At 59.4% G+C, this 25,409-nt stretch carries 21 protein-coding genes, 1 tRNA gene and 1 riboswitch; of the genes, 16 read left to right on the top strand and 6 right to left on the bottom strand.

Features of this window, described 5'->3' with window-relative positions; all coding sequences use genetic code 11:
• Positions 1–64: 64 nt before the first annotated feature.
• The 4 genes from glmM (at position 65) to serA (ending at position 5,785) form a co-directional block, all read left to right on the top strand.
• The gene (gene glmM / locus ACVDG9_RS21760) at positions 65–1,408 is read left to right on the top strand and encodes a phosphoglucosamine mutase (RefSeq protein WP_023003434.1); all 1,344 of its coding nucleotides are present in this window, start codon (positions 65–67) and stop codon (positions 1,406–1,408) included.
• Between the two features lie 435 nt (positions 1,409–1,843).
• Positions 1,844–2,665: an outer membrane protein gene (locus ACVDG9_RS21755; protein ID WP_031270517.1), complete on the top strand. Its 822-nt coding sequence runs from the start codon at positions 1,844–1,846 to the stop codon at positions 2,663–2,665.
• 276 nt (positions 2,666–2,941) lie between these two features.
• Positions 2,942–4,120 carry a phosphoserine transaminase gene (locus ACVDG9_RS21750; protein WP_447238954.1) on the top strand — a complete coding sequence of 393 codons (1,179 nt, stop codon included), beginning with the start codon at positions 2,942–2,944 and terminating at the stop codon, positions 4,118–4,120.
• A gap of 78 nt (positions 4,121–4,198) precedes the next feature.
• Positions 4,199–5,785, top strand: coding sequence for a phosphoglycerate dehydrogenase (gene serA / locus ACVDG9_RS21745; RefSeq protein ID WP_023003430.1), 1,587 nt, complete (start codon positions 4,199–4,201; stop codon positions 5,783–5,785).
• Positions 5,786–5,942: 157 nt separating this feature from the next.
• Here the strand turns inward: serA and ACVDG9_RS21740 are convergent, their stop codons facing one another.
• Entirely contained in the window at positions 5,943–6,839 is an 897-nt protein-coding gene (locus ACVDG9_RS21740; RefSeq protein ID WP_447238953.1) for a DMT family transporter, read from the bottom strand.
• Between the two features lie 317 nt (positions 6,840–7,156).
• Here ACVDG9_RS21740 and ACVDG9_RS21735 point away from each other — a divergent pair, with 317 nt between their 5' ends.
• The 5 genes from ACVDG9_RS21735 (at position 7,157) to ACVDG9_RS21715 (ending at position 14,096) form a co-directional block, all read left to right on the top strand.
• Entirely contained in the window at positions 7,157–8,428 is a 1,272-nt protein-coding gene (locus ACVDG9_RS21735) for an MFS transporter (protein WP_077291776.1), read from the top strand.
• Between the two features lie 283 nt (positions 8,429–8,711).
• The gene (locus ACVDG9_RS21730) at positions 8,712–10,004 is read left to right on the top strand and encodes an adenylosuccinate synthase (protein ID WP_023003427.1); all 1,293 of its coding nucleotides are present in this window, start codon (positions 8,712–8,714) and stop codon (positions 10,002–10,004) included.
• A 264-nt stretch (positions 10,005–10,268) separates the two neighbouring features.
• Positions 10,269–12,041 (top strand): hypothetical protein, encoded by a 1,773-nt coding sequence (locus ACVDG9_RS21725; protein WP_447238952.1) that lies wholly within the window; start codon positions 10,269–10,271, stop codon positions 12,039–12,041.
• A gap of 81 nt (positions 12,042–12,122) precedes the next feature.
• Positions 12,123–12,229: riboswitch (TPP riboswitch) on the top strand.
• Positions 12,230–12,286: 57 nt separating this feature from the next.
• Positions 12,287–13,132 carry an ABC transporter permease gene (locus ACVDG9_RS21720; RefSeq protein ID WP_370199720.1) on the top strand — a complete coding sequence of 282 codons (846 nt, stop codon included), beginning with the start codon at positions 12,287–12,289 and terminating at the stop codon, positions 13,130–13,132.
• A gap of 22 nt (positions 13,133–13,154) precedes the next feature.
• Complete coding sequence (locus tag ACVDG9_RS21715; protein ID WP_447238951.1) at positions 13,155–14,096, top strand: ABC transporter substrate-binding protein; 942 nt, start codon at positions 13,155–13,157, stop codon at positions 14,094–14,096.
• A 302-nt stretch (positions 14,097–14,398) separates the two neighbouring features.
• Here ACVDG9_RS21715 and rpoH read toward each other — a convergent pair whose 3' ends face one another.
• Together rpoH and ACVDG9_RS21705 are read right to left on the bottom strand one after the other, a co-directional pair.
• Positions 14,399–15,283 (bottom strand): RNA polymerase sigma factor RpoH, encoded by an 885-nt coding sequence (rpoH, locus tag ACVDG9_RS21710; protein WP_062487082.1) that lies wholly within the window; start codon positions 15,281–15,283, stop codon positions 14,399–14,401.
• A 177-nt stretch (positions 15,284–15,460) separates the two neighbouring features.
• Positions 15,461–16,486, bottom strand: coding sequence for an RluA family pseudouridine synthase (locus ACVDG9_RS21705; protein ID WP_075284841.1), 1,026 nt, complete (start codon positions 16,484–16,486; stop codon positions 15,461–15,463).
• Here ACVDG9_RS21705 and ACVDG9_RS21700 point away from each other — a divergent pair.
• Together ACVDG9_RS21700 and ACVDG9_RS21695 are read left to right on the top strand one after the other, a co-directional pair.
• A complete protein-coding gene (locus tag ACVDG9_RS21700; RefSeq protein WP_023003421.1) occupies positions 16,485–16,841 on the top strand; it encodes a hypothetical protein in 357 nt (118 codons plus the stop codon). The two genes, ACVDG9_RS21705 and ACVDG9_RS21700, sit on opposite strands and share 2 nt — an antisense overlap.
• Before the next feature lie 135 nt (positions 16,842–16,976).
• Positions 16,977–17,052: transfer RNA gene (locus tag ACVDG9_RS21695), tRNA-Glu, on the top strand.
• A gap of 91 nt (positions 17,053–17,143) precedes the next feature.
• Here ACVDG9_RS21695 and ACVDG9_RS21690 read toward each other — a convergent pair.
• The 3 genes from ACVDG9_RS21690 to ACVDG9_RS21680 all read right to left on the bottom strand — a co-directional run bounded on the left by ACVDG9_RS21690 (position 17,144) and on the right by ACVDG9_RS21680 (position 20,129).
• Positions 17,144–17,926 (bottom strand): DeoR/GlpR family DNA-binding transcription regulator, encoded by a 783-nt coding sequence (locus ACVDG9_RS21690; RefSeq protein WP_031270508.1) that lies wholly within the window; start codon positions 17,924–17,926, stop codon positions 17,144–17,146.
• A gap of 148 nt (positions 17,927–18,074) precedes the next feature.
• Complete coding sequence (locus ACVDG9_RS21685) at positions 18,075–19,385, bottom strand: coiled-coil domain-containing protein (protein ID WP_447238950.1); 1,311 nt, start codon at positions 19,383–19,385, stop codon at positions 18,075–18,077.
• Positions 19,386–19,523: 138 nt separating this feature from the next.
• Positions 19,524–20,129 (bottom strand): DUF1134 domain-containing protein, encoded by a 606-nt coding sequence (locus tag ACVDG9_RS21680; RefSeq protein ID WP_023003415.1) that lies wholly within the window; start codon positions 20,127–20,129, stop codon positions 19,524–19,526.
• 171 nt (positions 20,130–20,300) lie between these two features.
• Between ACVDG9_RS21680 and ACVDG9_RS21675 the strand changes: the two genes are divergently transcribed.
• The 5 genes from ACVDG9_RS21675 to ACVDG9_RS21655 all read left to right on the top strand — a co-directional run bounded on the left by ACVDG9_RS21675 (position 20,301) and on the right by ACVDG9_RS21655 (position 25,389).
• Positions 20,301–20,738 (top strand): YHS domain-containing (seleno)protein, encoded by a 438-nt coding sequence (locus ACVDG9_RS21675; protein ID WP_023003414.1) that lies wholly within the window; start codon positions 20,301–20,303, stop codon positions 20,736–20,738.
• A gap of 183 nt (positions 20,739–20,921) precedes the next feature.
• Positions 20,922–21,566 carry a histidine phosphotransferase ChpT gene (gene chpT, locus ACVDG9_RS21670; RefSeq protein WP_023003413.1) on the top strand — a complete coding sequence of 215 codons (645 nt, stop codon included), beginning with the start codon at positions 20,922–20,924 and terminating at the stop codon, positions 21,564–21,566.
• 134 nt (positions 21,567–21,700) lie between these two features.
• Positions 21,701–24,499 carry a hybrid sensor histidine kinase/response regulator gene (locus tag ACVDG9_RS21665; RefSeq protein WP_447238949.1) on the top strand — a complete coding sequence of 933 codons (2,799 nt, stop codon included), beginning with the start codon at positions 21,701–21,703 and terminating at the stop codon, positions 24,497–24,499.
• Positions 24,496–24,987 carry a chemotaxis protein CheW gene (locus ACVDG9_RS21660; protein ID WP_023003411.1) on the top strand — a complete coding sequence of 164 codons (492 nt, stop codon included), beginning with the start codon at positions 24,496–24,498 and terminating at the stop codon, positions 24,985–24,987. The genes ACVDG9_RS21665 and ACVDG9_RS21660 overlap by 4 nt, the downstream gene beginning before the upstream one ends.
• A gap of 36 nt (positions 24,988–25,023) precedes the next feature.
• Positions 25,024–25,389: a response regulator gene (locus tag ACVDG9_RS21655; RefSeq protein ID WP_031270504.1), complete on the top strand. Its 366-nt coding sequence runs from the start codon at positions 25,024–25,026 to the stop codon at positions 25,387–25,389.
• The last annotated feature ends 20 nt before the right edge of the window (positions 25,390–25,409 follow it).

The following is a 25,409-nucleotide window of genomic DNA, read 5'->3' as shown; positions in this document are numbered from 1 at the left end:
TGACTTCGGCTGATTGCGTTACAAAGAGCGCAACCAAGACAGATAGATCAGCAAGGCATATTTGATGCGCAAGTTTTTCGGCACCGACGGCATCCGCGGTCAGGCGAACAGCTATCCCATGACCGCCGAGATGGCGCTGAAGGTTGGCATGGCCGCCGGGTTGGCTTTCAAGAATGGCGGGCACCGCCACCGGGTGGTTATCGGCAAGGACACCCGCCTTTCCGGCTACATGCTGGAAAACGCCCTCGTGGCAGGCTTCACTTCGGTCGGCATGGATGTGTTCCTGCTGGGCCCGCTGCCGACGCCCGCGGTTGCGATGCTGACACGCTCGCTCAGAACCGATCTCGGTGTGATGATCTCTGCCTCGCACAATCCGTTCCAGGACAACGGCATCAAGTTCTTCGGCCCGGATGGCTTCAAGCTCAGCGACCAGATCGAAAAGACGATCGAAGAGCTGATGGAAAGCGACCTGACATCGCGCCTGCCGAGCGCCAGCGAGCTAGGCCGTGCAAAGCGGATCGACGGTGCGCAGCAGCGCTACATCGAATTTGCCAAGCGGACACTGCCACGCGAAATGAGCCTGGAAGGTCTGCGTGTTGTCATCGATTGCGCCAACGGGGCTGCCTACAAGGTCGCGCCCGAGGCGTTGTGGGAGCTGGGTGCGGATGTGATCACCATGGGTGTCACGCCGGATGGCTTCAACATCAACAAGGAATGTGGCTCGACGTCGACCGATGCCCTGTCCCGCAAGGTGCATGAAGTACGCGCCGACATCGGCATCGCGCTCGATGGGGATGCGGACCGGGTCATCATCGTCGATGAAAACGGCTCAGTGGTGGATGGCGACCAGCTGATGGCCGTGGTGGCGCAGTCCTGGCAGCAAAGCAACCGCCTGTCCGCGCCCGGCATCGTGGCGACGGTCATGTCCAATCTTGGACTGGAGCGATACCTTCAGAGCCTCGGGCTGGGCCTTGCCCGGACCAAGGTCGGTGACCGCTATGTGGTCGAGCATATGCGCGCCAACGGCTACAATGTCGGCGGCGAGCAGTCCGGCCATATCGTCCTGTCCGACTTTGCCACGACCGGCGACGGCCTGATCGCGGGCCTGCAGGTTCTTGCGTGCGTCAAGGATCAGGACAAGCCCGTGTCGGAAGTCTGCCGCCGGTTCGAACCCGTACCGCAGATCCTCAAGAATGTGCGCTACAAGGGCGGCAAGCCGCTTGAGCAGGATCTGGTCAAATCCGCGATCGAGGATGGCGAAGCCCGCCTCGGCAATTCAGGCCGCCTCGTGATTCGAGCTTCCGGCACCGAACCGTTGATCCGCGTGATGGCGGAAGGCGACGATGCGGAGCTGGTCAAGCAGGTGGTCAATGATATCGCCGGTGTGGTGGCAACAACCGCGGCCTGATCGGCGAGGCAACAAGTGATAAGAAAAGCCGCCCATGTGAGGCGGCTTTTTTATTGCACCCTTATTCGCGGATACCCCCGGATGACACCTGGGATGCAGGCTCGAGACAGGGCGGCCGGATGCCACTTTCTAGAAAAGTCCTAACAAGTTTCAGAAAACGTGGCGATAAGTGGATCCTCGGTTCCGCCTTCTGTTTCACTTAACCGGGATGATAATCGGCAGCTTTGGCAGCTATGTCCCCGGCCTGCCTGATAATTTTGCACGCCTGTTTCTGATCTTTCGATGTTTCTTCGGCTGTTAAGGTTTCCTTAAGGTAAAAAAACGCGGTTAAAGAACAGAGTTAAGTCACAATTAATGAATTCCCGTCAGTATGCTTTCAAGTTTGATGTGTCCGGCATTGGTTAACGCGGACGCTCACTGGAAAAGGACGAGGACATGGACAATTTCTTTAAGCGTTTGTCTTTGACCGGCTTTGCTGTTGCGCTTTCCACTGCTGCATATGCCGCGGATTTGCCAACCCCGGTCATCGAGCACATCCCGGAAGTCCCGGCCGTTGGTGGTTGGTACCTGCGTGGTGATATCGGATACAAATTCTACAACGATCCAAGTGGCAGTTTTAACGATCCGGTGATCGGAGACCTGCGATTCCAGCGCGAGTCCATGGATGATGCCTGGATGATCGGGGTTGGTGTCGGTTACCAGTTCAACGACTATTTCCGTTCTGATGTCACGATCGACTACGAAACCTCGGCAAATGTTAAAGGTTACGCAGTTTGCGGTACCTGTGCGGGTGGTTTTTCGACAGAATCAACTGATGTCGACGTCTGGACTGTCATGTTGAACGGTTATGTTGACCTGGGCACATGGAACCGCATCACACCATATGTTGGTGCCGGTATTGGTGCTTCCTACGTGACTACCGACAACACCTATTCGATCAACCCAGGTGGTACTGGTCGCACGGACTATGACGGATCACATAGTGAATGGAACTTCGCATGGGCACTTATGGCCGGTGCGTCCTACGCTGTGACCGACAACTGGGCAATCGATGCGGGTTATCAGTATCGCGATCTCGGTGATGCCAAGACTGTCAAACTTCATGATGCGGGTACCGGAGAGACTCGCGTCGAGTGGGACGATCTGACTGCGCACGAAATTCGTCTCGGTGTTCGTTACAACTTCGGTGGTGGCGCGCGTGTTCCAGCCGGCCCGGTCTACTACGAGCCGCAGGGTCCGATCACCAGCAACTTCTGATCTTCCGATCAGCGAATTTGAAAGGCCGGTCAATCGACCGGCCTTTTCCTGTTTGCGCCCACACTTTCCCTTGAGTTTTCTTGAGCCAAGCGACGACAATCCTGATTTCAGGTGCGGGTGGCTTGTCTGAGAGAACGCTTCCGGAAGGCGAGGGGGTGTGACCGAATTTATCCGTTCACCCGTGATTTGAATTGACCAAAGGTCAGGAAGGTCCTATCCCCATAGGTGGGCCACCTCTCCCCAACGAGAGGCAACTATCTGCGAGGGTAGACAGATATGACAGACCTCACCGCCAAGCCGGACGTGCGTCCGGCCAATCCCAATTTTTCTTCTGGTCCCTGTGCCAAGCGTCCCGGCTGGTCGCTTGATGCCTTGGGCGATGCGCCGCTCGGGCGGTCTCACCGCGCCAAGCCCGGCAAGGCCAAACTTGCCGAAGCCATCGAGTTGACCCGCAAGGTGCTGAACGTGCCGGACGGATATCGGATCGGTATCGTACCGGCGTCCGACACCGGCGCTGTCGAGATGGCGCTCTGGTCGCTGCTCGGTGCACGTGGTGTCGAAATGCTCGCCTGGGAAAGCTTCGGCTCCGGCTGGGTTACCGACGTCATCAAACAGCTCAAGCTCGATGATGCCCGGGTCCTTGAAGCGCCTTACGGCGAACTGCCGGATCTTGCCTCGGTCGATTTCTCCAAGGACGTTGTTTTCACCTGGAACGGCACCACTTCCGGCGTCCGTGTTCCCAACGGCGACTGGATCCCGGCCGATCGCGAAGGCCTGACCATCTGCGATGCGACCTCCGCCGCCTTTGCGCAGGACCTTGCGTTCGACAAGCTCGATGTCGTGACATTCTCCTGGCAGAAAGTGCTGGGCGGGGAAGCTGCACATGGCATGCTAATCCTCAGCCCACGCGCGGTTGAGCGTCTCGAAAGCTATACGCCGGCCTGGCCGATGCCGAAGATCTTCCGCATGACCAAGGGCGGCAAGCTGATCGAGGGCATCTTCAAGGGCGAGACCATCAACACGCCGTCCATGCTCTGTGTCGAGGACTATATCGACGCCCTCAAGTGGGCCGACGGTCTGGGTGGGCTGTCCGGCCTGCGTGCACGCGCTGATGCGAACCTCAAGGTGCTTGCCGACTGGGCGGAAAAGACCTCCTGGGTCGATTTTCTTGCAGTTGACCCGGCAACACGGTCGAACACGTCCGTCTGCCTCAAGGTCACGGATCCGGGCATTCTTTCGCTCACTGCAGACCAGCAGGCCGCCTTTGCCAAGGCTCTTGCCGGTACGCTCGACGCTGAAGGCATCGCCTATGACATCGGCGCTTACCGCGATGCACCGTCCGGTCTTCGGATCTGGGCCGGCGCGACCGTCGAGACGAGCGATCTTCAGGCCTTGACCCATTGGCTTGACTGGGCATTCCAGTCGGAAAAAGCGAAGCTGCCCCAGGCCGCCTGAGCCTGTTCATCCTTCAACGACAACAGTCCCGGGCGGTGCGCTGCCCGGATCGTTTCTCGTATTCAAGGAGAGGCTCCAATGGCTCCCAAGGTACTGATTTCCGACAAGCTGTCGGACGCTGCCGTGCAGATCTTCAAGGATCGCGGCATCGACGTGGACTTCCTGCCGGACGTCGGCAAGGACAAGGAAAAACTGCTGGAGATCATCGGCAAATACGATGGTCTGGCAATCCGTTCGGCCACCAAGGTTACGGAAAAAATCATTGCAGCGGCTGAAAATCTGAAGGTGATCGGCCGTGCCGGGATCGGCGTCGACAATGTCGACATTCCCAAGGCGACCGCGCGCGGTATCATTGTCATGAACACGCCCTTCGGCAACGCGATCACCACTGCCGAACATGCCATCTCGATGATGATGGCGGTTGCGCGCCAGATCCCGGCGGCGGATGCCTCGACCCAGGCAGGCAAATGGGAGAAATCCCGTTTCATGGGCCGTGAACTTACCGGCAAGACGCTCGGGTTGATCGGTTGCGGCAATATCGGTTCTATCGTGGCGGACCGGGCCATCGGACTGAAGATGAAAGTGATCGCCTTCGATCCCTTCCTGACGCCGGAAAGGGCCGTTGCGCTAGGTGTCGAGAAAGTCGAGCTTGACGGCCTCTTGTGCCGGTCCGACTTCATCACCCTGCACACACCGCTCACCGACAAGACGCGCAACATCATCGATGCCAAGGCCATCGAGAAGATGCGCAAGGGCGCGTATCTGATCAACTGTGCCCGAGGCGGGCTTGCGGATGAGGCGGCAGTGCGGGCGGCCCTGGACGCGGGCAAACTCGGCGGGGCGGCGTTCGACGTCTTTGTCGAGGAACCAGCCAAGGAAAACCTGCTGTTCGGCGCGCCGAACTTCGTCTCGACGCCGCATCTGGGTGCTTCCACCACGGAGGCCCAGGAAAACGTTGCGCTGCAAGTGGCAGAGCAGATGTGCGACTACCTGCTACAGGGCGCAGTCCGCAACGCACTCAACATGCCGTCCATCACTGCCGAGGAAGCACCCAAGCTGGTGCCGTTCGTGCGTTTGGCCGAACAGTTGGGCTCTTTCGCGGGGCAGCTGACGGAGACCGGCATCGAAGGGGTTCGCCTGGAATATGCCGGTGCCGTTGCCGAGATGAACGTGCAGGCGCTGACTGCAGCTGCATTGACGGGGCTGCTGACGCCGCTCCTGCAGACGGTCAACATGGTTTCCGCGCCCATCCTTGCCAAGGAACGGGGCATGAAGATCGAGGAAATCCGCCGCGAAAAAGACGGCGCCTACGAGACATACATGCGCCTTACGGTGATCACCCAACGTCAGGAACGTTCGGTCGCAGGCACGGTCTTTGCTGACGGAAAACCACGGATCATCCAGGTGAAGGGCATCAACATGGAGGCCGAACTCGGCCCGCAGATGCTTTACATCACCAACGAGGACAAGCCGGGCTTCATCGGACACCTCGGGATGGAACTCGGCAACAGCGGCGTCAACATCGCGACCTTCCATCTCGGCCGTCTGGCCCCGGGTGACGATGCGATCTGTCTTGTGGAGGTGGATGGCGACGTGTCTCCGGAGGTTCTGGCACGGCTGGAGGCCGTTTCCCACGTCAAGCAGGTCAAGGCTCTGCATTTCTAGAATGGCTGGCGTTCGACGGAACGCCCGCTGATCCGCTATCCGGTCAAAAAGGGTGCGTGCCCCTAATCGCGCCTTCCGGATGTACGTCAGGTGCAGCCCAAGTTCCTGGCGCTTGAGCCTTCTGCCTTTTGCAGAAGGCTCCTTTTTTCCCGACCGATCAGACTGCCGGCGCGCGGCGCTTTTTGAGGATGCGCCCGTCAAGAACGACGAGGCCTGCCAGCAGCACGGCAAATCCGCCAAGCTGAAGCACACCCAGATTTTCTCCCAGGATCAACCAGCCGAAGAAGAGAGCGCTTGCCGGGACAAGGAGCGTGACCAGCGAAGCGTTGGTCGCGCCGGCTTCGGCCAGAATCTGGAAATAGATCAGGTAGGCAAGGGCGGTTGCCAATACGCCGAGCGCGAGCACATTGAGCCAGGCCGTCAGGCTGGGATCGGCCATGGTCCAGTTACCGGCAGTCAGAAGAGCAACCGGCAGCATGAGGGTGGTCGAGCCGAGCAACTGACCCGTTGCCGTTACTTGCGGCGGCAGCGTCCTGAAGCGGCGGGCGAAGGTCGCCGCGCAGGCATAGGAGATCGCGGCACCCAGACAGCAAAGCTGTGCCCACAACGGGTCGCTCGCAAGGCCCGACAGGCTGCTCCACAACATGATGGCGACACCTGCAACACCCAGCACCACACCGGCAATCCTGTTGCCCTGAAGCGTTTCCTGTCTTGTCAGCAGACCAGCCACGATCACCGTGAAGACAGGCGTCGTCGCGTTCAGGATGGATGCGAGGCCCGCACCGATTTCTGTCTGTCCGAGAAACAGGAGAGAGAAGGGAATGGCGTTGTTCAGCAGTCCCATGACCAGAAACGGCACGGCATATTTTTTCTCCAGCCGGTTCAACATGCCACGATGCCAAAGGATCATCAGCAGGACCGTGCAGGCAATGGAAACACGCAGGAATACGAGAACAAACGGCGGGATTTCGGCAACGGCCACCTTTGCGAACAAAAAGGACCCGCCCCAGATGGCGCCAAGGACGGTCAGCATGATCCAGTTACGAAGTGGCATTGCACGATCTCTGATTGAGTGATGTTTCTCAGGTAGCACCCCACCGGAAGGAAGAACACCCGAAACGCGAGTAGAGGACTGGTCGCTTGTGAGGATGGGGCGTGATGATTTGGGGCGCCCCTTGTTCGTCGGGCCGCCAAGACCGGTGAGGTGAAGGTAGGCATTGTCCGGGCTGTCTTCCTGCTTTCGACGACGAATTGAGGCGGCCTGTCCGTTTTGTCTGTGCAAGCGTCGGTCCTGGGCTTGCGCAGTCGGTTCACTCCGGCAACAGTATCGAGGCCGCGTTTTCTTCGGCTGCTCGGAAGAGTTCTTCATTCATGACCCAGGTTGCCCCCGCAGCGGATTCCAGATCGCTTGCCGGACGTTTGACACCGTTGCTGGTTGCTGCCGCTTGCCTCCTGGGTGCGAACGGACTTTCCGTGACAATGATTTCGGTGCGTGCCAAATCGGAAGGCATGTCCGATGCGCTCATCGGGTTGCTGGGCTCGTGCTATTTCGGCGGCATGATCGTCGGTGTGCTGCTGACACCGTTTCTGATCGCGCGAGCAGGGCATATTCGCGTCTTTTCCACGCTGGCTGCAATCAGCGCCATCGCCATTCTGGCGATTGCCTTCACACCCGCCGGCTGGCTCTGGATGGTCGTGCGTCTGGTGAGCGGGGCAGCTTTTTGCGGCACGACGATGGTTCTGGAAAGCTGGCTCAATTCCATCGCCACCAATTCGTCCCGCGGGCGGATCCTTTCCGTCTACCGGATAGTCGACATGATCGCCGTCATGGGCAGCCAGTTCATGCTGCCTGCGTTCGGTCCGCTTGGTCCTGATATTCTGATCGTTCTGGCCATCCTGTTCTGTTTCGCGCTGGTGCCGATCTCCCTGACAAGTGAGCGCAATCCCGCAGCGCCGCCCGCGCGGTTCTTCGATCCGCTCATGTTGTGGCGCGTGTCTCCGGTCGCCCTTGTCGCCGTCTTTACCATCGGCCTTACCAACGGTGCGTTCCGCATGGTTGGTCCGGTTTATGCGGAAGGAATTGGACTGGGGCTTGAAACGGTTGCCGCATTCATCGCGATCTGGGTCTTTGCCGGGGCGATCTTCCAGTATCCCGCAGGCTGGCTGTCCGACCGGCTCGACCGGCGTGTCGTGCTCGGCGTCTTTACCGTCGGTGCCGGGCTGGCCTGTCTCTTTATATCGGGGTCTTCGACCCGGCTGGAGCTTTTTGCAGGCGTCTTCCTGTTTGGCGGATTTGCCCTGCCGCTCTATTCCCTTTGTGCGGCCCATGCCAACGACAATGCCGAGCCCGGACAATTCATCGATGTGGTGGCGGGGCTCACACTTGCCTATGGCGTGGGCGCCATGGCGGGGCCGTTCATTGCCTCACTGGTGATGGAGCAATTCGGCCCCTCGGCCTTCTTCCTCTATACCGCCACACTGCACCTGTCGCTCGTGGTGTTCATCTTCGCGCGGATCGTCAGCCGGGACGCTGTTCCCGCAAGCAAGCGGCATCGCTTTGTCTGGCTGCTGCGCACGTCGCCGATGATTTTCAGGCTTGCGCGCAACGACAAGCCGGATGCAGGTGAGCCACCGGCTAAATAATCTGCCGTCGCGACATTGCCGCAAATGCAGTCTAATCCGGGAAAAGTCCGTTCAGGTGCACGTCATGACTGGTCAATTGTCACAGGGGTGACCGGGCCGATCAGGAGAGCTGGCAAAAAAACCTGCTTTTGGCTCTCAATCTCCCTGCGGAGACTCGCATGAGCAGGGAAACCTGTCTATAGTCCGCGCCGTTTGCCCCGGTCCGGTTGCCGGGGCTTGTCGTGTTGGCGCCCCGGACAAGTTTCGGATGGTGCGGAAGCTGCTTCAGGAGAGCAAAGTCTAGATGGCGAATGTGGTTGTTGTCGGTTCGCAATGGGGTGACGAAGGCAAAGGCAAGATTGTCGACTGGTTGTCGGAACAAGCCGATGTCATCGTAAGGTTCCAGGGCGGGCACAATGCCGGTCATACCCTTGTCATCGACGGTGTCAGCTACAAGCTGTCTCTCCTGCCGTCCGGGGTTGCACGCGAAGGCAAGCTGTCCGTCATCGGCAACGGCGTCGTGCTGGATCCGCATGCGCTGGCAGAGGAAGTCGAACGCCTCAGCAAGCAGGGCGTCGTGGTGACGCCGGAAAGCCTGCGTGTTGCCGAGAACGCAACGCTGATCCTGTCTCTGCACCGCGAGCTTGATGCGTTGCGCGAGAATTCCAACACCGGAACGCGCATCGGCACCACCAAGCGCGGTATCGGACCTGCGTATGAAGACAAGGTTGGCCGCCGCGCTATCCGTTTGATGGACCTGAAGAACCTTGCCACTCTGCCAGCCAAGATCGACCGCTTGCTGACGCACCACAATGCGCTGCGCCGGGGGCTTGGCCAGGATGAGGTTTCCGCCCAGGCGATCTACGACGAACTTGCCAGCGTTGCGGACAAGGTCCTGCCCTACATGGACAAGGTCTGGTACCTGCTGGACGATCTGCGCCGTCAGGGCAAGCGTATCCTTTTCGAAGGTGCACAGGGCGCGTTGCTCGACATCGACCACGGCACCTATCCCTTCGTGACGTCGTCCAACACGGTCGCCGGCCAGGCTGCGGCAGGCAGTGGCCTTGGCCCGAATTCGATCAACTATGTGCTCGGTATTACCAAGGCCTATACGACACGCGTCGGTGAGGGCCCGTTCCCGACCGAACTGAAGGACGAGATCGGCGAGTTCCTCGGTACGCGCGGTCACGAGTTCGGTACGGTTACCGGCCGCCGCCGCCGCTGCGGCTGGTTCGACGCTGTGCTGGTGCGCCAGACCGTCTGCACCTCGGGCATCACCGGCATCGCGCTGACCAAGCTGGATGTTCTGGACGGTCTTGATGAAATCAAGATCTGCATCGGCTACGAACTGGACGGCGAGCGCATCGATTATCTGCCGGCTTCGCAGGGTGCCCAGGAGCGCGTGAAGCCGATTTACGAAAGCCTGCCGGGCTGGAAGGAATCGACCGAAGGTGCTCGCACCTGGGCCGATCTGCCGGCGCAGGCGATCAAATATGTGCGTCACGTCGAAGAACTGATCGGTGCTCCGGTCGCTCTTCTGTCGACAAGTCCGGAACGGGACGACACAATTCTTGTGCAGAATCCCTTCCAGGATTGAGATCTGTGACGTTAGAAGCACATTATTAAGGACTGCGGTTGCGTGCTGCGAATCACCGCACGCAACCACCTTTCGTTTTCGGCGTTCCATGTGTGTGCCGAACAAACAATCTGTGTTAGGAAAAGGGTACTGCGAGGTTCTCTGTCGCGGCGAAGTTATTGAAGAAATAGCACCGGTTTTCGAAAAACTTGCTATAAGCCTGAGAATGAAACGAAATCTCGGGCCCGCAGAACAGATCCTTGCAGTCGGCCGGTAGGCAGGAAGATGGCTGATTACTATTCAATTCTGAAGAAAACGATCGCGTCTTTACCTGAAAACAATGGTGCTGCACGCAGAAGCGTTTACAGCCGTGCGCGCAATGCCATCGTCAATCAGCTGAAAGCCTACGAGCCGCCGCTGGCGCCGTCCGAGATCACGGCCGAGCAGCTGCGTCTGGAAGAAGCCATTCGCAAGGTGGAAGCCGAAGCCGCCCGCGAAAGCCTCGGTCTCAGCCCCACTGTTCCGAAGGTCGAAACGCCGACCCCGGCGCCGCAGGTTTCCGCGCCGCCCGTGACACCGCCTTCGGCTGAGCCGGTGGCAGAGGCTGCGCCGGAAGCGCCTGCGCCTGCACCACAGGAACCTGAAACAACTGCAGCACCGGTGGTGGATACCCCGGCTCCGTCGCCCTTGAAGGAAACCCTGACACAGGCCGAAGCGCTTGGCACCGCGGCCAGCCAGGCTGTTCACCACGCCAAGGAAGCTGCCGACCCGGGCGCTGCGCCTGTGCGCCAGGAGCCCTCTTTCGGCGGACCTGTGCAGCCGGAACAGACAGATGATGGCCTGTTCGAGCCTGCGGATACCACCGGTGCGGCCGATCCCGCCGATCAGACTTATCCAGGCGAGGAAACAGCCAAGCCGAAGGACAAGTCGGCCTCCAAGAAAAGCCGCTCCAAGCGCGCCAAGCCGAGTGCTTCGGATGCGCTGCGCGGTGATTCATCCGGCAGCCGCACCGTTCCGATCGTCATTGCTGCGGGTGTCCTGTTGCTGGTGCTCCTGGGCGCCGGAGCCTATTTCCTGATGCCTGCGGGCGATGAGACGGCCGATAGCGGCAACGTGCCGGTTGCGTCTTCTTCGCAAACGCCTGTCGATACGCAGCCGGACACCACGCCGGAGCCTTCGACCGCTGCCCCTGCCGGAGAAGGTGAAGAGCCTTCGAAAAACACCGACCGCCTGTTGAACGAAGGCGAGACGGATGTGGTTGCCCCGGATGCACGCACGGTAACCACGACGACGATTACCGGACAGTCTGATTCGCCTGCGCCGGCCGATACACCGCAGGTCGATACACCAGCTTCCGCTGCGCCCGAACCTTCCCAGCCGTCCATCGTGACGAGCGGAGAAAACGATCAGTCTTCTGCGACCACCGAAAGCCCGATTGCGGTGCCGGAAGACAATCTCTCGGCCATTTCGCCGGACGAAACTTCACCGGCTCCGTCCGCTACGGCTGCGGATTCCTCGGTGCAGCGCTCTATCCTTTACGAAGAAGGGGAAGAGTCCGGCGGTGCCGGAACGGCTGCGCAAGGCGCTGTCGTTTGGGGTGTCGATGAAGAAACGAATCTGGACGGCAAGGCTCTCGCGGTTCTGAGCGCCTCCATTGAAATCCCCGAGCGGGATGTGAAGGTCGACATTCGCATCAAGCCGAATGACGATACTTCCTTGCCCGCCAGCCATCTGGTCGAGATCAAGTACGAGTTCCCGGAAAACTTCGCTCCAGGTGACGTCGTCAACGTGCCAGGCCTGGTCATGAAGCCTACGGAAGAAGCTCGTGGCGATGCGCTGATCGGCGCTTCCGTGAAAGTGTCCCCGGGCTTTTTCTGGATTGCCCTTTCCAGCTTGCCGAACGAGCAGCAACGCAATCTCGCCCTGCTGCGCGAACGCGGCTGGATCGACATTCCGATGCTTTACGAAAACGGCAAGCGCGGCATCCTGACCCTGGAAAAGGGAACCGCCGGTGCAGATGCCGTTGAAAAGGCGATCACGTCCTGGCAAGCCGGCTAAGCGCCAACCTGCCTCCTTTCAAAATCTGAAGAAGCCGCCTCACGGCGGCTTGCCTTTTTCCGTCACACAAGGCATGGTCCGGCTTGGTCCGAGGGGTGTTCCGGTTACCGGAGCTGAGATGGCGTAATGCCGAACCCTTAGAACCTGATCCGGGTCATGCCGGCGAAGGGACGGAATCCTTAGCCTATTCCCGGATCTCCATTGTCATTTTCGGCTTGTCCGAAGACGGGAGATCCTATGCGTACTTGTCTGCGACCACTGCGGTCGCCGCACATCCGAATGCCGGTATCGGCTTTCATGCGTTCCTGTTGGCCAATGGCGGCGGGGGCTGCGGGATGATGGCGTTTGTGAAAGCTGTTGCCAGGACCATACTCGGCCTGCTGCTGACTGTCGTTATCTGGGCGGCAATCGTCCATGTGTTCGACACCCAGCATTATATCCTGCCGGGTCCGGACCGCGTCTTTACAGCCTTTGTCAAACACGCAGGCTTCCTTCTGCATCATGCCGGCATCACCGCCTATGAGACGGTGCTCGGGTTTGTGCTGGGGGCAGCCGCCGGGGCATTGCTTTCCGTTCTTTTGTGGCTGTTTCCGATTGCTGCAAGATTTGCCATGCCGCCCATTCTGGTGACGCAGGCCCTGCCTGTTTTCGCAATCGCGCCGATCCTGGTGCTCTGGCTCGGTTTCGGGCTGGCCTCCAAGATCGTCGTCATCATCCTGGTCATCTTCTTCACGGTCACATCGACGTTTTTCGATGGCCTGCAGCGGCTTGACCCGGGTTTGTGCGATCTCGCCCGGCTTTATCGTCTGTCTCGCCTGAAGGAACTCTGGTTCTTTCGCCTGCCGTCAGGCTTGCCGGCGTTTGCCTCCGGCCTGCGGGTGGCCGCGGTGTTCGCTCCCATGGGGGCGATCATCGGCGAATGGGCCGGGGCAAAAGGAGGCCTTGCCTTCATCATGCTTCAAAGCAGCAACCGGATGCAGGCGGACATGATGTTCGCCGCCCTGATCCTGCTCGCGGCGATGGTGCTGATCATGCGCTTTGCCGTGAACCATCTCACCCGACTTCTTGTTCCCTGGCAGCCGCTCACCTAGCTGCCGCTCTACGGAGGACCTCATGAAAAAACAAATCCTGTCACTCGCATTGGCCGCCGGGCTGTTGGCATCGGGGCCGGTACAGGCCAGTGAGAAACTGACCTTGCTGCTCGACTGGTTCATCAATCCGGATCACGCGCCGCTGGTAACTGCGCAGACCAAGGGTTTCTTCGAGGCAGAAGGCCTCGAGGTTGAGATCATCGAACCGGCGGACCCGGCAATGCCGCCGAAACTGGTTGCTGCCGGGCAGGGCGATATCGCGGTGTCCTATCAGCCGACGCTTCATGCGCAAATCGAGGAAGAGCTGCCGCTGAAATGGATCGGTACGCTGGTGGAAACGCCCCTCAATTCTCTCATCGTGCTGAAGGACGGCCCGATACAGGAACTAAAGGACCTCAAGGGGAAGAGTGTCGGTTTTTCCGTGTCCGGCTTCGAGGACGCGATGCTGGGCCAGATGCTGCGTTCGGCCGGTTTGACCATGGATGATGTCGAGCTGGTGAACGTCAATTTCGCGTTGTCAGGCTCTCTGCTTGCCGGTCAGGTGGATGCGGTGATCGGCGCATATCGCAATTTCGAGCTCACCCAGCTCGAAATCGAAGGCAAACCCGGCAAGGCTTTCTTCCCGGAAGAAAACGGTGTGCCGATCTTTGATGAGCTGATCTATGTCGTCAACAAGGACAAGACGGACGATCCCCGCTTTGCCAGGTTCCTGGCAGCCGTGGAAGCGGCCACCATCTATCTGAGCAATCACCCGGAAGAAGCCTGGAATGCCTTCATAGAAGCGTATCCGAACCTCAATGACGAGCTGAACAGGCGGGCATGGTTCGATACGTTGCCGCGGTTCGCCAAGCGTCCCGCTGCACTTGATGAAGGCCGCTACCAGCGCTTTGCGGAATTCATGGCCGAAGCCGGTCTGATCAGCAAAGTCGTGCCGGTGGAGAGCTACACAGCCGAAATCCGCTGAGGAGTTGAAGGAACGTTGCCAAGGACAAGACGGCGCTGGAGCCAGTCTCCAGCGCTTCTGACCACCGGCAAAGAAGCTCCCTCTCTCGGTCGTCACCCCGGCCAAGCGTAGCGCGAGCCGGGACCGGGGAGGCGGAAGTCTCCGTAAGTGTCTGTGGTTTTCAGTCGATGGCGTCTGGGCTCTCCGATCCCGGATCTTCGCTGTGCTGCGTCCGGGATGACACCGGGAAGGACTTTCAAGCAAAAGAAAAGCGCTGGAGCCCGGGCTCCAGCGCTTTTTTGTTTCTTCCAGGTTCGGCTATCTCAGGCCGTGGGCTGGTCCATTGTCCGGGCGCTGTTGCGCACGGCTTTCTGAACCTTTTCGAAAGCGCGAACCTCGATCTGGCGGACGCGCTCGCGGCTGACGCCGAATTCGCCCGAAAGGTCTTCCAGCGTCATCGGGTCTTCGGCCAGGCGACGTGCTTCAAAGATGCGCCGTTCGCGCTCGTTGAGCACGTCCATCGCGTCGTTCAGCATCTTGCGACGCATGTCCAGCTCTTCCTGATTGGCAAGCAGGGTTTCCTGACTGTCGCTTTCATCGACAAGCCAGTCCTGCCATTCACCGGCATCAGCTTCCGCGCGCACGGGCGCATTCAGGCTGGCATCGCCGCCCAGACGGCGGTTCATGGACACCACTTCCTCCTCGGACACCCCGAGTTTGGTGGCAATCTCAGAGACCTGATGCGGCTTCAGATCGCCTTCGTCCAGCGCCTGGATCTTGCCCTTGAGGCGACGCAGGTTGAAGAACAGGCGTTTCTGGTTGGCCGTGGTCCCCATTTTCACGAGGGACCATGAGCGCAGGATGTATTCCTGGATAGCCGCCTTGATCCACCACATGGCATAGGTCGCGAGCCGGAATCCCTTGTCCGGTTCAAAGCGCTTGACCGCTTGCATCAGGCCGACGTTGCCTTCGGAAACGACTTCTCCTATCGGCAGGCCATACCCGCGGTAACCCATGGCAATCTTGGCGACGAGGCGTAGATGGGAATTGACTAGGCGTTCTGCAGCTTCAGGGTCTTCATGCTCTTTGTAGCGCTTGGCGAGCATGTACTCTTCCTGCGGCTGAAGCATTGGAAACTTGCGGATCTCGTCCAGATACCGGCTGAGACCGCCTTCCCCTGCTGTAAGCGTCGGAACGTTCTGGGCCATAACATGCACCCCCTTTCGTCAAGTTTGCGACCCCTTCCTCCCGCTGCCCCGCAGTGATACGCAAGCAAGCCATTTTTGAGGGAAGGCGGACGCACAATAGTGTCCGTACAGGCACACAGAAGCTTCTAATATAGGTCCAAATTGGTCGATTGCATGGTCAGAAAACGAAAACGCATCCTAAAATTTTTGTAATCCGGACAAAAGATTTGCGAAATCATCCGGGTAAGGGCTCTCAAAGCGCAAGGTTTTACCATTTGCCGGGTGTTCGAAAGCCAGCAGGCCGGCATGCAGGGCTTGCCTGTGAAAACCGTTCACGAGGCTTTTGAGCGGCTCATCCAGCCTGTTTGCCTTGGTCTTGAAACCCGACCCGTAATCGTCGTCACCGATCAGCGGATGACCGATATGAGCCATGTGCACGCGGATCTGGTGTGTGCGTCCGGTTTCAAGGCGGCATTCCAGCAGCGAGGCGAGCGCAGGCTGTTCGGCATTGCCGAAGCGCTCCTTCACCTGCCAGTGGGTGATGGCGTGGCGACCGGAAGTCTTGACGACGGCAATCTTCTGACGGTTTGCCTGTGAGCGGGCCAGATTGGCGTTGATCGTGCCTTTCAGGCCGGAGGGTGCTCCCCAGACCAGAGCCGAATAGGCGCGTTCCAGCGGTCCGGTGCGGCCGTGGTCGGCAAACTGGGCTGCAAGGCCCTTGTGGGCCTGGTCGGTCTTGGCGACGACAAGCAGTCCGGAGGTGTCCTTGTCGATCCGGTGAACGATGCCGGGGCGCTTCACGCCGCCGATGCCGGAAAGGCTGTCACCGCAATGATGGATGAGTGCATTGACGAGGGTGCCGGTCCAGTTGCCGGCGCCAGGATGGACGACAAGCCCCGCCGGTTTGTCGACCACGATAAGATGTTCGTCCTCAAAGACGACCGAGACGGGGATGTCCTCGCCCTTGGGCTCGGGGTCTTCCGCCTGCGGCAAAGTGAGGGTCAGGGCATCGCCTTCATTGACCCGGTATTTCGGCTCCACTATTTTCGCGCCGCCGACGGTGACGTCCCCGGACTTGATCAGGGACTGGATCCTGTTGCGGCTAAGGGCTTCCAGATGAGCCGCCAGCACCGCATCCAGCCGTTTCCCGGCATCGGCTGCATCAACTGTTAAACTGAAATCCTGGTCCAGACCGGCCGGATACTCGAGGGAATTGTCTGTCATGTCACAACCTGATTATCGGGATGAGGGGCCGGGTGAAAAGCCGCTTGATCCTGCGGCCGAACGCATCCAGGCCAAGCTGAAGCGTCTGTTGCTCGGCTCGTCCCTCGTCATGATCGCCGGCTTTATCGCTGTCTTTGCAGCAATTCTCTACAAGATCAACTCCAATAAGTCCGATGTTTCAGCCGATCAATATGCCGCAACAGTGGCAGTTGGCGCTGACGCGGAAATTTTGCAGGCCGACCTTTCGAACGGTCTCTTGCTGGTTCTGGTGCGCGAAGGCAGCAAGACGGCGCTACTGCGCTTCGATCCTGTCACGGGCAAGCAACTGGGTCGCACGGATTTTGTCGCGCGCTGACGTAGCGTCGCGCATACGGCGCGCGGTTATGAACAGGCATGTGACAGAAAAATGAAAATTAGGGCTTGCGTCTTTTGTCATGCAGCCGTATACGCACGGTCCTCGGCTTGAGGCACTGAGCTTCTCAAGCCCCGCGCGCCCATCGTCTAGCGGTCTAGGACGCCGCCCTTTCACGGCGGAAACACGGGTTCGAGTCCCGTTGGGCGTGCCATTTTTCCCCAAGGCACAAACAGCATATCCACATCCTGCGCACAGGGTTCTCCACCCGTTTGTGCACCGGTTACACGGAGTGCTGTGTTCGATCAGCTGGCAGTGCTGTCTTCCTGCTGGCCGGTCTCGATCAGCTCGACTTCCGCGTCTTGCGCGATCTGCGCGAAGTCTGGCGAGGGGCAATAATCCGTTACGAAAGTAGTGACCTGTCGCAGGTGTCCGACACGGACCGGTGCAGTGCGCTCGAACTTGGTGCTGTCGGCGGCCAGAATGACGTGCCTGGCGTTGTCCATGATGGTCTTGGTGACTTTCACTTCCCGGTAGTCGTAATCGAGCAGGGAGCCGTCGGGATCGATCGCGGAAGCGCCGATGACGGCAAAATCGACCTTGAATTGGCGCATGAAGTCCACCGCGGCCTCGCCGACAATGCCGCCGTCGGAATGGCGCAACACGCCACCGGCAATCACCACCTCGATCTGGGAATAGCCGCGCATCAGGCTGGCGACGTTGATGTTGTTGGTGATCACCATCAGGCCGCGATGCTGGAGCAGCGCCTGTGCTACCGCTTCCGTGGTGGTGCCGATGTTGATGAAGATGGACGCGTTGTCGGGAATGAGCGAGGCAACCTTCTCGCCGATGTCTGCCTTTTCCCTGCTGGAGATGATCCTGCGGGCCTCGTAGCCGACATTTTCGATGCCGGACGACAGCAGGGCCCCGCCATGGGTGCGCGCCAGCAGGCGCCGGTCGCAAAGCTCGTTGAGGTCCTTGCGGATCGTCTGCGGGCTGACATCAAACCGCCGGGCGAGATCGTCGACGCTGACGCGGCCCATCTGCCGTGCGAGTTCGAGAATGGCGTTGTGGCGTTCGATCAACATATACGGCAGACTCATCCTGTGCATGACGGGCTGGCTGCGTTCCTGCATCTGCAAACGGAAATGCGGGCGAAGAGCAACAGCGCGTCAGGTTCGTTCAATATTCGGACGAATGTCCATCGGACTAGATGACCGGAGCGACCTGCTCAGATCAAGCCACATCTTTCTTTTTTTGTTTCGTGGCTTTCGTTTTCCGGTCGCTGTCTTGCGCGGCGCCGGTGCTTGCCGGCGTTGTTTCCGCCTCCGACTTTGGCTTGTTCCGGCTGGAGGCAACGATCCTGCTCACCAGCGCTTCAGCCGCGTTGGCGATATCGCCGGATCTTGATTGAGCTTGTGTCGTGCCCTGGTCCGCGTCTGCCTGCAGATTTTCCTTGGAGGATGCCCCAGGCCGGTTGCGATCTTCCGGCGGGCTGTCCTTGGTCTGAAGAGAAACCGGGACGAAAGGCGGTGCCGGCTTTGCGGGAGCGCCTGCGGCAGAAGCATTGACGGCTGGAGACGCCTGACCGGTCAGCTTTTCGGCAAGGGCGCGGAAATCGCGGCGCAGATCCACGAGAGCAGGAACCGAGGATAGGTCCTTCTGCAGCTTTGCCATCTGGGCGGTGATCCGCTGAAGCGCACGGTCTTTTTCAGCAGCGTCGGCCTGGTAGCGGGCGGCTTCGCCGGAAAGCTTTTCCAGCTCGGCATCAAGATGTTTCTGGCGCTCGTTTTCAGGAAGCCTGGCTGCGTCCAGCATCAGCGACAGACGGGTGACTTCAGCCTGTGCGGACACATAGTTGGATTCCGTGTCGACCAATTGGGCTTCCAGTTCGGCGAGCCTTGTCTTGGCGGTTTCGCTGCGCGCAGCATCCATCTGGCCTGCAACTGTCGGCTCATACCGGGCCAGCTTGGCCTTCAAAGTGGCAACTTCCGCTTCAAGTCCGGTGATTGTCGCAAGTGCCATGGTGCCGGACGCCGGCAGCCAGCCGCTGTCGTCTTCTGCGGGTTCTTCCGGCTTCGCCTCGGCAGGCGTGTCTTCGGGGCCTTTTGTCCAGCTTTCCGCAAGAGCCCGTTCGGCTTCCGACAGCTTCTTTTTCAGGGAGGTCACTTCGGACGACAGCATGTCGACAGCGTGCTGATCACTTGCCTGGGCGGCGACCTTGGCTTCCAGGCCGGAAATCGTTTGCTTGTGAGATTTCGTCAGCGCTTCAACTTCCGCCCGCATCCGCGTGGTTTCGAGCTGAAACTTCGCAGCCTTCTCACGCTCGTTGTCGAGACGCTTCTCGACACGGCGCAATTCGACCGCATGGCGCGCGCGTTCCTGGTCCTGGGCAGCGCGGACTTCAGCGTAACTGGTCGGATTGACGGCGCGCAGGGCTTCTTCGGTCAGTCGGGCGGCCCGGCGGTAAAATGCGGGCAGGATTGCCAGTCCGATCAGGCCGGCGGTGCAAAACCCCAGCGCCACATACATCGCTGCTTCAATCAAGTCCGGCTCCCGGTTACGTTCTAAAAAACGCCCACAACTCCATCATTAGACGACAGTAGGCCTGCCGCCAAGTGTCCTGCGTGGAACGAATGCAACCCGTCTTCGTCGCAGGTTGCGACAGCCGCCTTCCTGGTCCGATCAGAACGGGTTCCAGGTCGGCTTGTCGGTGAACTTCAGGTATCCCATGTTCAGCCCGAGACGGGCGCCGACACCGGCGCGCACAGGCACCAGCACGATTTCGTTGTTCAAGAGCACGGTCATGCCGACCCCGCCGACCAGGTAGGCCGATCCGTTGACACCGGCAAAGCGGGTGTAGAGGGAGTTCACGGTGGGCAGGTTATAGACCAGCATCATCACCCGGGCACCATCCGCGCCAAAGTCCCAGCCAACGGACGGGCCTTGCCAGAACAGCTTGTGAGTGCCGGCGTTGCGTGTGTAGAGGTTGCCTTCGCCATAGCGGGCGCCGGCGATAAGCGCGCCGGAGCCTTCTTCCCCAAGCACGTAACCGTTCGGTTCGCCGTAGCTGGAAAAGGCCTTCTCGACGACTGATGCAAGCCCACCCGAAACAGAGCCGAAGAACTGGTGGCCTGCCTGCAGGATTTCGTCCTGGTCGTAGGTTTGTCCAGACGGAATGGGCTCGTTGCCGGAATTCTGGGAGTACGCCGGGTTGGAAAACGCAAATGCACACAAGGCCAGGAACGCAGCCGATATCAGGGATACAACTCGCCGGGAACTTTGTGCCATTCGATATTCTCCCAAAATCTGTTGGCCGCGCCGATTGTTGCCGCTCGGTCAGACCGCAATGTTAAACTGATGCAATATCATGCTGATTCGCATGAGATGGTGCACCTTACATAAGCCGAATCAATGGAAAGCTGGCCTCAAAAAAAGACAAGGTTATGTCTTTGTGCTGTATTGATCCTGCTCTCCTGTCTTTTTGCGGGGAAAGTCTTCGCGCGTCCCCAGGTTTTCGTTCCCGATCCGATCACGGGATACGCGCTCGGCGGACATGACCCGGTGAGCTATTTCGTCGATGGTTACCCGCGCAAGGGAAAGCGGAACCATGTGCACAAATGGGGTGGCACGGAATGGATCTTCGTCAATGAAGGCAATCTTGCCGCCTTCAAGCGGGATCCTGAAGCCTATGCACCGCTTTTTGCCGCCTGCGGCGGGTATGCGCTGTCCGAGGGCTTTGGCACGGCCGGCAATCCGTTCATCTATGCCATTGTCGACGGACGACTGGTCTTTTTCCATTCGGTGGTCAACCGGTTCCTGTTCGTCGTCAACGGCAGCCAGCTGATGACGGCGGCCCAAGACAATGCCGAACGGGTCGGCTGCGTGCCGATGCGGTAGGTGGTTACCCGGTTAAACTGTTCCCGGACGCCGGAAAAGGCGGATTTCGGGGCAAACTTTCATCTGGATGACATGGTTTGCTGCCCGCCGCTGCCTTGGCAGCCGCTGTGCGGATGTGTAACTCTTGCAACCACTATACCGAATCAGTTTCCGCCGCCTCCTCAAGAAGAGCCTCAAAACGCCATGTCTGCACTAAAAGAGCTTTCCTCTCTTGATCTTGCCGCCCTGGTGGCCAGCCGCGTCTGCCACGACATCATTTCTCCCGTCGGGGCGATAACCAACGGGTTGGAAGTGCTGGACGAGGAGGGGTCGGAGGACATGCGTGAATTCGCCATGGACCTCATCCGCAAGAGCGCGCGCCAGGCATCTGCAAAACTGCAGTTCGCCCGTCTTGCCTTCGGCGCTGCAGGCTCGGCAGGCGCAGAGATCGACCTGGGGGATGCTCAGGTCGTTGCCACCGGGTTCATGGAAAACGAAAAATCCGATCTAAATTGGCAATTGACCCGGCACCTGATGCCGAAGAACTACGTAAAACTACTTCTCAACTTGATTCTCATCGCCAACCAGTGCGTTCCGCGCGGTGGAGAAATCAAGGTTGAAATGGAAGGCGATCCACAATCTCCGTCCTTCACGCTTCAGGCCAGCGGTCTCAATCCGCGCATTCCGCTCGGAATGAAGGAAACTCTGAGCGGAGAAGAGCCTGAACGGGTCGATGCGCACTCGGTTCAGCCGATCTACACGTTGCTGCTCGCCCGTGAATGCGGCATGGTATTAACGATAGATAAACAAGAAGAGTTGGTAAAAATAACGGCCCTCTTGGCAGAATAAACAAGGCCTTCAAAAGTCTCCATCCGCTTCAGCGTATCTTAACTGTTTGCCGTCAACCTAGCTCTCATGGACTTCTCGGTCCAGACGTCCCTTTTGGGATGCGGAACCAGTAACAAGTCGGGTGAGAGCAGGCCATGGACGACCTCCTCAGGGAATTCATTACCGAGACGAATGAAAGTCTCGATGTTGTTGACGTTGAGCTCGTAAAATTCGAGCAGGAACCGAACAACGCGACTATCCTAGATAATATTTTCCGCCTGGTGCACACGATCAAGGGCACCTGTGGCTTCCTGGGTCTTCCCCGTCTTGAAGGTATCGCGCATGCGGCTGAAACCCTCATGGGCAAGTTCCGCGATGGCGCTCCTGTCACGCAAGAGGCCGTTTCCCTCATTCTGACCTCGATCGATCAGATCAAGGACATTCTGGGTGAACTGGAAGCTGCCGAAGGCGAAGAGCCGCAAGGCGACGACAGTGAGCTGATCGGCCAGCTGGAAGAGATGTCCGCGAAAGCTGACGCTGCCATGAAGGGTGGCGCAGCCGTCACGGAAGCGCCTGTGGCTGAAGCCGTTGCGGCAGAGCCTGAAGCGCCTGCCGAAGAAGCTGCCGCCGAGCAAGCTCTTGAACGTCCGCTCCGTCCTGGCGAAGTGTCGCTGGACGAACTGGAGCGCGCGTTCCGCGAAACCGAAGTTGAAGTCGAAGTCGCCGAGCCGGAAGTTCCGGAACTCGAAGAGATCGTCGACGAAGCCGATGAGCCAGAGCCTGCTCCCGTTGCGGTCAAGGCAGAAGCCAACGCGGCTGCGAAAGCCCCGGCGAAAAAGGCTGGCGGCGAAGGCGGCGAGAAGAAATCCTCCGGTGGCGGTGTTTCCAACCAGAGCATCCGCGTTGCGGTCGACACGCTCGAGCACCTGATGACCATGGTGTCCGAACTGGTGCTGACCCGGAACCAGCTTCTGGAAATCGTACGCCGCCATGAAGACAGCGAATTCAAGGTGCCGCTGCAGCGTCTGTCGAATGTAACTGCCGAACTGCAGGAAGGCGTCATGGCGACGCGCATGCAGCCGATCGGCAATGCCTGGCAGAAACTGCCGCGCATCGTTCGCGATCTCAGCCAGGAACTTGAAAAGCCGATCGAACTGGAAATGATCGGTGCGGATACCGAACTGGACCGCCAGGTTCTCGAGATGATCAAGGACCCGCTCACGCACATGGTCCGCAACTCGGCCGACCATGGTCTTGAGCGTCCGGATGAGCGCCGCTCCGCTGGCAAGCCTGAAAAGGGTACCATTACCCTTGCGGCTTACCATGAAGGCGGCCACATCATCATCGAAGTTCGCGATGACGGTAAGGGCATCGACGTCGACAAGGTGAAGGCGAAGGTCGTGGAACGCGGCCTGGCGTCGGAAGCCGAAGTCGACAAGATGACGGACGCCCAGATCCACAAGTTCATCTTCGCAGCCGGGTTCTCCACGGCCGCAAAGGTCACGAGCGTGTCCGGCCGCGGCGTCGGCATGGATGTCGTTCGCAACAACATCGAACTGATCGGCGGTACTGTCGACCTGCGCTCTACCCAGGGCAAGGGCTCGAGCTTCATCATCAAGATCCCGCTGACGCTTGCCATTGTTTCGACGCTGATCGTCGAAGCCGGCGGCGACCGGTTCGCCATCCCGCAGCTTTCCGTTGTCGAACTGGTCCGCGTGCAGACCAATTCGGAACACCGTATAGAGCGGATCAAGGACACCCCGGTCCTGCGCTTGCGCAACAAGCTGCTGCCGCTGGTGCACCTGTCCCAGCTCCTCGGTATCTATGAGGGCGAAAACGCGGACGAGGCGATTGATGCGGACAACGGCTTCATCGTTGTCATGCAGGTCGGTAGCCAGACATTCGGCGTGGTTGTCGACGGTGTCTTCCATACGGAGGAAATCGTGGTCAAGCCGATGTCGACGATGCTGCGCAACCTCGGCATGTTCTCCGGCAACACCATCCTGGGCGACGGTTCCGTGATCATGATCATCGATCCGAACGGCATCGCCGGTGCCATGGCAAGCCATGCATCCAGCGCGGTCACCGAGAACCAGGAAGACGAACGGGAAGACCTGCAGAGCCGCGCTATTTCCGGCCAGAGCTCGATCTCGCTTCTGCTGTTCCGTGCCGGTGCGCCGGAACCGAAAGCCGTGCCGCTGTCGCTGGTCACGCGCCTGGAGGAGTTCGAGGTCTCCAAGATCGAACGGTCGAACGGCCGCGATCTGGTCCAGTACCGCGGTGCGCTCATGCCGCTCGTCTATCTGAACGAAGGCGACAGCCACAAGTCGGAAGGCACGCAGCCGATGCTGGTGTTCTCCGATGCGGGACGCTCCATGGGCCTCGTGGTCGACGAGATCGTCGACATCGTCGAGGACCGCATGAACATCGAAGTCGGTTCGGAACGTCCGGGCATCCTCGGCTCTGCCGTGGTGAAGGAACGTGCGACCGAGATCATCGACCTCGGCTACTATCTGCCGCAGGCCTTTGAAGACTGGTTCATGCGCAAGGAAATGGACATCGAGGCGCTGACGAAGAAGGTTCTCTTCGTGGATGACTCGTCCTTCTTCCGCAACATGCTGACACCGGTTCTGAAGGCTGCCGGCTACGATGTGACCACCTGTACCGGTCCGCATCAGGCGTTCGAACTTCTGGAAAACGGCGACAAGTTCCATGCGATCGTCAGTGATATCGAAATGCCGGAAATCAACGGCTTCGAGTTCTGTGAATCGCTGCGCCGCGATCCCCGGTTCCGCAACATTCCGATCCTGGCCCTGTCGTCCATGGTGACGCCGGCCTCGATCGAACGCGGCCGCCAGGCGGGCTTTGACGACTATGTCGCCAAATTCGACCGTCCGGGCCTGATCGCCGCCCTGAAAGACGTCTTCTCCGGTGAAATGGGAGCTGCAGCATGAGTGTGCTGGAACACAAACTGACCGCGGAGCAAAAAGCCGCAAGTGACATGATCCAGTATGTGACCGTGGTCATCGGCGGCCAGCTGTTCGGCCTGCCCATTTCCCAGGTTCACGACGTGTTCGTGCCGGAAAGCGTAACTCGCGTGCCGATGTCCGCACCCGAGGTTCAGGGTGTCCTGAACCTGCGTGGACGCATCGTCACCGCAATCAACATGCGCCGCCGCCTTCACTTGCCTCCGCTGAAGGAAGGGCAGATGATGGCCGTGGGCATCGAGTACAAGCAGGAAAGCTACGGCCTTGTCATCGACACGGTTGGTGAGGTGCTGACGCTGCCGTCCGCATCTGCAGAGCCCAACCCGTCGAACCTGGATCGCCGTTGGGCCGAGATCTCCGGAGGCGTCCATCGTCTGGACGGCCGCCTGATGGTCATTCTGGATGTCGACCGTCTGCTTGGTGCGATGTTCACCGAACCCATGGCTGCAGCATAACTGGGCCGCAATGGCCATTGAGTGGAGTTACGCCTGATGAAACAGTGCCTCGTAGTAGATGACTCAAGCGTCATCCGGAAGGTGGCTCGCCGCATTCTCGAGGATATGAATTTCGAGATTACGGAAGCGGAAGACGGCCAGAAGGCGCTTGACGAATGCCGCAAGACCATGCCGGACGCGATCCTGCTGGACTGGAACATGCCCGTCATGGACGGACTTGAGTTCCTGACCAGCCTGCGTGCGGAAGAAGGCGGAGAAAACCCGATCGTCGTATTCTGCACGACCGAAAACGATGTTGCTCACATCGCACGTGCCATCCGCGCCGGTGCAAACGAGTACATCATGAAACCGTTTGACCGCGAAATCGTGGAAGCCAAGTTTCAGGAAGTCGGTCTTATCTAGTTTCGAGTTGGGCAGTCTAA

Source organism: Roseibium sp. RP-7, assembly GCF_053005225.1.
Note: the sequence above shows the minus strand (reverse complement) of the source record. Positions and strands in the feature narration are given on the sequence as shown.

What these genes read in the sequence shown, in the direction of transcription:
- ACVDG9_RS21660 (WP_023003411.1), top strand. Translation starts at nt 24,496, where the DNA reads ATGAGTGTGCTGGAACACAAACTGACCGCGGAGCAAAAAGCCGCAAGT.
- rpoH (WP_062487082.1), bottom strand. Translation starts at nt 15,283, where the DNA reads ATGGCCCAGAACGTTCCGACGCTTACAGCAGGGGAAGGCGGTCTCAGC.
- ACVDG9_RS21680 (WP_023003415.1), bottom strand. Translation starts at nt 20,129, where the DNA reads ATGGCACAAAGTTCCCGGCGAGTTGTATCCCTGATATCGGCTGCGTTC.
- ACVDG9_RS21655 (WP_031270504.1), top strand. Translation starts at nt 25,024, where the DNA reads ATGAAACAGTGCCTCGTAGTAGATGACTCAAGCGTCATCCGGAAGGTG.
- ACVDG9_RS21700 (WP_023003421.1), top strand. Translation starts at nt 16,485, where the DNA reads ATGTCACAACCTGATTATCGGGATGAGGGGCCGGGTGAAAAGCCGCTT.
- ACVDG9_RS21730 (WP_023003427.1), top strand. Translation starts at nt 8,712, where the DNA reads ATGGCGAATGTGGTTGTTGTCGGTTCGCAATGGGGTGACGAAGGCAAA.
- chpT (WP_023003413.1), top strand. Translation starts at nt 20,922, where the DNA reads ATGTCTGCACTAAAAGAGCTTTCCTCTCTTGATCTTGCCGCCCTGGTG.
- ACVDG9_RS21750 (WP_447238954.1), top strand. Translation starts at nt 2,942, where the DNA reads ATGACAGACCTCACCGCCAAGCCGGACGTGCGTCCGGCCAATCCCAAT.
- ACVDG9_RS21755 (WP_031270517.1), top strand. Translation starts at nt 1,844, where the DNA reads ATGGACAATTTCTTTAAGCGTTTGTCTTTGACCGGCTTTGCTGTTGCG.
- ACVDG9_RS21740 (WP_447238953.1), bottom strand. Translation starts at nt 6,839, where the DNA reads ATGCCACTTCGTAACTGGATCATGCTGACCGTCCTTGGCGCCATCTGG.
- ACVDG9_RS21725 (WP_447238952.1), top strand. Translation starts at nt 10,269, where the DNA reads ATGGCTGATTACTATTCAATTCTGAAGAAAACGATCGCGTCTTTACCT.
- ACVDG9_RS21705 (WP_075284841.1), bottom strand. Translation starts at nt 16,486, where the DNA reads ATGACAGACAATTCCCTCGAGTATCCGGCCGGTCTGGACCAGGATTTC.
- serA (WP_023003430.1), top strand. Translation starts at nt 4,199, where the DNA reads ATGGCTCCCAAGGTACTGATTTCCGACAAGCTGTCGGACGCTGCCGTG.
- ACVDG9_RS21715 (WP_447238951.1), top strand. Translation starts at nt 13,155, where the DNA reads ATGAAAAAACAAATCCTGTCACTCGCATTGGCCGCCGGGCTGTTGGCA.
- ACVDG9_RS21735 (WP_077291776.1), top strand. Translation starts at nt 7,157, where the DNA reads ATGACCCAGGTTGCCCCCGCAGCGGATTCCAGATCGCTTGCCGGACGT.
- glmM (WP_023003434.1), top strand. Translation starts at nt 65, where the DNA reads ATGCGCAAGTTTTTCGGCACCGACGGCATCCGCGGTCAGGCGAACAGC.
- ACVDG9_RS21665 (WP_447238949.1), top strand. Translation starts at nt 21,701, where the DNA reads ATGGACGACCTCCTCAGGGAATTCATTACCGAGACGAATGAAAGTCTC.
- ACVDG9_RS21690 (WP_031270508.1), bottom strand. Translation starts at nt 17,926, where the DNA reads ATGTTGATCGAACGCCACAACGCCATTCTCGAACTCGCACGGCAGATG.